Origin of the sequence: Providencia sp. PROV119, assembly GCF_028482435.1 — a bacterium.
In the GTDB taxonomy this organism is placed as follows: domain Bacteria; phylum Pseudomonadota; class Gammaproteobacteria; order Enterobacterales; family Enterobacteriaceae; genus Providencia; species Providencia stuartii.
Genome location: NZ_JAMPQL010000045.1, coordinates 1 through 5015, shown reverse-complemented (window position 1 = coordinate 5015; position 5015 = coordinate 1). Strand labels below are relative to the sequence as shown.

5 protein-coding genes, 1 tRNA gene and 2 pseudogenes are annotated in these 5015 nt (G+C 37.5%); 2 read left to right on the top strand and 6 right to left on the bottom strand.

What is annotated here, in order from left to right; all coding sequences use genetic code 11:
- A pseudogene (locus PSF11_RS21010) lies at nucleotides 1-460 on the top strand (Hcp family type VI secretion system effector); the annotation flags it as partial.
- 344 nt (nucleotides 461-804) lie between these two features.
- Here PSF11_RS21010 and PSF11_RS21005 read toward each other — a convergent pair.
- The 6 genes and pseudogenes from PSF11_RS21005 to PSF11_RS20980 all read right to left on the bottom strand — a co-directional run bounded on the left by PSF11_RS21005 (nucleotide 805) and on the right by PSF11_RS20980 (nucleotide 3190).
- The gene (locus PSF11_RS21005; protein ID WP_072502717.1) at nucleotides 805-1131 is read right to left on the bottom strand and encodes a hypothetical protein; all 327 of its coding nucleotides are present in this window, start codon (nucleotides 1129-1131) and stop codon (nucleotides 805-807) included.
- A gap of 71 nt (nucleotides 1132-1202) precedes the next feature.
- Nucleotides 1203-1427, bottom strand: a complete 225-nt coding sequence (locus tag PSF11_RS21000) for a hypothetical protein (RefSeq protein WP_072502716.1) — start codon at nucleotides 1425-1427, stop codon at nucleotides 1203-1205.
- A 221-nt stretch (nucleotides 1428-1648) separates the two neighbouring features.
- Nucleotides 1649-1912, bottom strand: coding sequence for a hypothetical protein (locus tag PSF11_RS20995; RefSeq protein WP_052038336.1), 264 nt, complete (start codon nucleotides 1910-1912; stop codon nucleotides 1649-1651).
- Nucleotides 1913-2140: 228 nt separating this feature from the next.
- Nucleotides 2141-2365 (bottom strand): transposase, encoded by a 225-nt coding sequence (locus tag PSF11_RS20990; RefSeq protein WP_072197236.1) that lies wholly within the window; start codon nucleotides 2363-2365, stop codon nucleotides 2141-2143.
- Nucleotides 2366-2481: 116 nt separating this feature from the next.
- Nucleotides 2482-2823, bottom strand: a pseudogene (locus PSF11_RS20985) (Arm DNA-binding domain-containing protein); the annotation flags it as partial.
- 282 nt (nucleotides 2824-3105) lie between these two features.
- Nucleotides 3106-3190 (bottom strand) — tRNA-Leu (locus tag PSF11_RS20980).
- A 464-nt stretch (nucleotides 3191-3654) separates the two neighbouring features.
- Here PSF11_RS20980 and ampH point away from each other — a divergent pair.
- Nucleotides 3655-4881 carry a D-alanyl-D-alanine-carboxypeptidase/endopeptidase AmpH gene (ampH, locus tag PSF11_RS20975; protein ID WP_004915965.1) on the top strand — a complete coding sequence of 409 codons (1227 nt, stop codon included), beginning with the start codon at nucleotides 3655-3657 and terminating at the stop codon, nucleotides 4879-4881.
- Nucleotides 4882-5015: the final 134 nt, after the last annotated feature.

Genomic DNA, 5015 nt, shown 5'->3' with positions numbered 1-5015 from the left:
TTACTATGGAAGGCAACAAACAAGGTCTTATCTCCAGAGGATGTTCTTCAATAGACTCTATCGGGAACAAGAGCCAAGTAGGAAAAGAAGATCAAATTTTTATTTTGGAATTTAAAAACTCCATTACTAGACACCAAAATGTCAATCATTTACCAATAGACTTTATAAAACTTATAGATAAATCATCACCATTGATTCTTAGTGCCATATCAAATAATGAAGTACTCAAACTAATATTTGATTTTTATCGGACTTCGCAGGATGGGAAACAAGAAAAATATTATTCAATCCTTATTCAAGGGGCACAAATAGTTGATTTTCAACACGTTATCCACATAGTTTAACCCACAACATGAGCCAGCCCGAAGAACTAATCTCGGTTAATTATTCAGATATTACATGCACCCATCACATGGCGGGCACATCTGGTTATAGTATTAAAGAGAATAATATTTTTTAATAAACCTTAAGTAGTAGTATTTCTACACTACTACTTTTTTATTTGTTTAAGGAAAAACAAACATACTAAGTAAGAACATAACGATTATAATAACAACACATCCTATTATTGCTATTGGCAGAGTGGGTGAAAAAAGAAAGCATAAATAACATAGCACTGCTGTAATAGCTATATGGATAAGATCACTAAATTGTCTATACAAAAATGCAATCGAATTTTTAAAAACACTAATTATTTTATTCTTCATCACTAATTAACCCATCTAAATGCTTAAGAATTAATTCATCCGTAAATACTGAACTATCACCATAATAGTAAGATTCAATTAATGATCCCATATGAGGCTAAATAAAAAAATAAGTAAGATCTAGATTATTAGATTTTAATTTTAAATATAACCTTGGATATTTAATTTTCAATCTATCAGATGCTTTAACCATTTGTTCAAAAAGACCATATGTTGTTAAAGCCGACAGTTGCCAAGTAATAAATCTTTTCACTAAGGCATTCTTCGTGATATCTTTGATTATCTTTTGGGCTATTATATAAGCAATCGTATATACTAACATCTTCTTAACCATTTGTTTTTGTATTAATGAGTTAGTCATATTCTTTGTAGCTTCAGCATAAATTTTTATTTTCTTCTTTCTTTCTTCAGAAGATGAGTCCATTAAATCATTAATAATTATTTCAACGGTATCTATAATAATATCAGGATTCTTAACAATCTCCCAAATTAAACTTAAAATTCGCTCATCTTCTTCTTTAGTTTTTTACCATATTTTTCATATACTGCATCATGGATCTCATCGTATTGATCGCCCAAATCTTCCCGATGTAAAAACATATGAGAGGTTCTACGAATAGACCTTTTACTGCCTAGATAAGCCGTATTTGCGATATCCTCGACATCTTTAACGACTGAATCGATCATCGAGCCGTATAATTCCTTTTCTTCCGGTGTCATAATTTGACCTTTATCATATAAATAGATTAATATTCTTTTATCTTACTTTTGATTCAAAATCAAACATCAATGTATTTTTATAGATGTAATGTTATTCTGATTAGGTTACAGACGATCTGTCCACTCCCCATTAATCGTGATGCTGGTGGGCTCACCAACATCATTAACTTTAGTATGCCTTACAAGGCAACATTAACTTGTATTGTATAAGTGATCTACTTTTAATCTTTTTCTGCATCATTGAACCACTTAGGCATAGGGTTTTCATCTATAGATAACTTGATAAAAGAATCATCGCCGTTTTGATTCTTTATACATCTTATTTCTTCAAACCCCCATTTTCCATTTCTATCAGAATAATAGACAGTATACTTATCAGCATGAAAACCAAAATATCTTTCTTTAGGATTACTTATTTTCCTCTGCCCACAATATGCTGAGGTTTTCCACTCAAAATTTGTAGCAAAATCAAGTGATAACACCATGAAATTGCCCATCCATATTGGGGCCAAAGTTAATGTAATTGAAGTAATGCCGATAAGAAGTAAGTTTGAGCCAAGCGTAATAGGCAGAACGACTTGTTTTCATTAAATTGCAGAGCTTCAGCACGGGAAACTGTGAAGATAATTGCTTAATCGTTTTAAACGCTACTTGGTTTCCTTTAGCAGGAGGGCGCTGGCTTTTTTAGGATTTCTTTCTCCATCCTAAGTTCTTTAATTTCCTTTCGAAGCCTTAATTAATAGCTCAGCTCTATCATCTGAATTCAAGCTGTTACCCGATTGCTCAGCGTCGAATTTTGCTTTCCAGTTATAAAATAATTTATCGGTGATCCCTAAAGAAGCTGCCGCTTTTGGCACGCTATAGCCTGGCTCGGTGACTGATGCGACCGCCTCTTGCTTAAACTCAGTAGTATAAATTCTGTTTGTTCGTTTTTTCATTTAACACCTCAATAATTGGATTATATTCCATTATTAAAGTGTCTTGTTTTATTAAAGCAGAACACTAGCATAGGAAATATTAAAACAAAACACATCACAAGATAAGGATGGCCTTATGACCACTTTTTATTGGTCGCGTGCCAATCACGAGCAACTTTTTCAAAGGTATTGAATTCCTTTTGCTGCTCTTCCTTTAATTCTTTCTTGTGTTCGCGTGGATAAATACCTAAAGTAACTTGCTTTCTGGCAGCATCCCTTCTTTCTCTGGCATCTGCTAAAGAAATTTCAGGGTATACACCAAAAGCCATCAAATGTTGTTTACCGCCAAAGCGAAAACGGAAACGCCAGTATTTAGAACCATTGGGGTGAATATACAGAAACAAGCCATCACTGTTTGTCAGTGTGTAAGCTTTCTCGTCTGGTTTACCTGCACGAACTTTCGTATCAGTTAATGCCATATTCTTTGTTCTCTTCCCCCCAGACTGGGTATATATACGAGATATCTCAGATGATTTCGCGTTACATAGATAACTACGGGCCTACGCTACAGGATGCGCCTGCATGTACTATCATTAGCAATGCATCAATAATGCATAATAAATATTATCGAAGCGACAGATATACTCACATACAGGTTGGGCTGGATTGACATTCATTGACTAAAAATGCGAGGAAAGCCTTGTAACCTTAAGATTCAGGCATAAAAAAAGACGCCTTGAGCGTCTTAATTTTCACTTTAGTGGTGCCGAAGGCCGGACTCGAACCGGCACACCCGAAGGCGGTTGATTTTGAATCAACTGCGTCTACCAATTCCGCCACTCCGGCACGAAGTGATGTGTTTCTTGGAAAACGTGGCTATTATACTTGCCTTGTCTCGACTAGCAACATTTATCTTGATTATTCAGTTTGTTCGATTAAAAAAAAAGCATGTTGCTTAATATCTCCCTGATTGATATACCGTCCTGCCTTCTAAAATTGAATAACTACTCTCTCTATTAGCCATTTAATGCTTTTTGCTTAATGATCAGCCTAGACATATGTTACTTTAGTCAAATATTTGATTTAATCATTTGCTTCATCAAGGCTGCTGGCGACTTCATACGATTTTTGCTAGCGTATGCACATTGTTGAATTAGTAAAGGTATTTATACATGGGTTTTATAGGCTGGATAGCGACTGGCGTAGTTATTGGCATCCTAATAGGTGCATTAATGAAGGTCTTCGCTAAGAAAAAATAACCTTGGTCTGCTCGACCATCTGCAAAATTACCTATCGGCTGGCTCCTAAACATGAAGAGATCGTTTCTAAAAATTCTGTCAGTGTCTGCATTGTCTCTCGCATTAGCAGCTTGCTCAACGACGACAGAAAAACAACCTAAGTTTTTACAAGGCAATAATGACGCTGAGTCGAATGACTGGCGAGTGTTTGAAGGCGATAGAAGAACCTATGAGCGGGTTGCGAAGATTGTCGATCTGTATGCAAATCGCATTTTTAACGAAAGCGATGCTCGGGGCATGGCAATCATTGTTATTGATAATAACCAAACACTATCACGCTATTATGGGGAAACCGCCCCCGGAAATGGTAAAAAACCGGGCCCTCATTCGCTAGTTAGGATTGCCTCTATCACTAAGTTAATGACCAGTGAAATCTTAATTAAGCTGGAGCAGGATAAAAAATTACTGATAACGGATCCTCTACAACAATACAGTTATCATGGCGTCACTGTACCTGATAATAGTAGTGGTCACCCTATCCGTTTATACCATTTAGCAAGCCATACCAGCGGATTACCACGTGAGCAGCCGGGGGGGAAATGGGGTAGACCTGTTTTTATTTGGCCAACGCAGGATAATCGTTGGAACTGGCTAAAAAATGGTAAACTCGATGCGACACCGGGAACCGAAGCTGCTTACTCAAACCTTGCTTATGATCTGCTTGCTGATGCAATGGTTAAAGCATCGGGGCAGTCCTATCCACAGTTGTTCAGTCGTTATGTAACTTCTCCAGCCAAAATGACCGAAACAACCTATACGCCTAACGCCTCTCAATGCGCAAGGTTGATGGAAGGCACTAAGCCAAGCCCATGCCATAACACTTTAGCGGCGGCAGGAAGCGGTGGTGTCTATTCTACGCCTGCGGATATGCAAAAGTGGATGCAGCAATTTTTATCGACGGATAAAAACCTAAGAAAAGCCACAGCAGCACGTGAGCAAGGTATTTACTTCCCAAGAGAAAAATTACTTGATGTCAAAGGCATGGATGTTGCAGGTCATGCGGATGGTATTGGCCTTGGCTGGGTTTATATGAAGCCACAAAATGGTCGGCCGGGGATTTATCAGAAAACGGGTGGTGGAGGTGGGTTTAATAGCTATATGGCGATGATCCCACAACAAAATATCGGCGTTTTTGTGGTGATGACCCGCAAAGACAGCAGTAAGTTTAGTAAGTTAACCGTGGGGGTTAATGATATGGTGGCCGCTCTATCGGCTAACCATGCGTATGGAAAACATTGAAAGCGTACCGCCGACGCAATGAATGCACTGGCGAGTTATGCCCCAACCCTAAGACACTATTTTATTCAACTTGTTGCCCTTAAATTAGCAATAGGTTGATAAACAACCATTTGTTGTCATTGCTAAACAGCAAA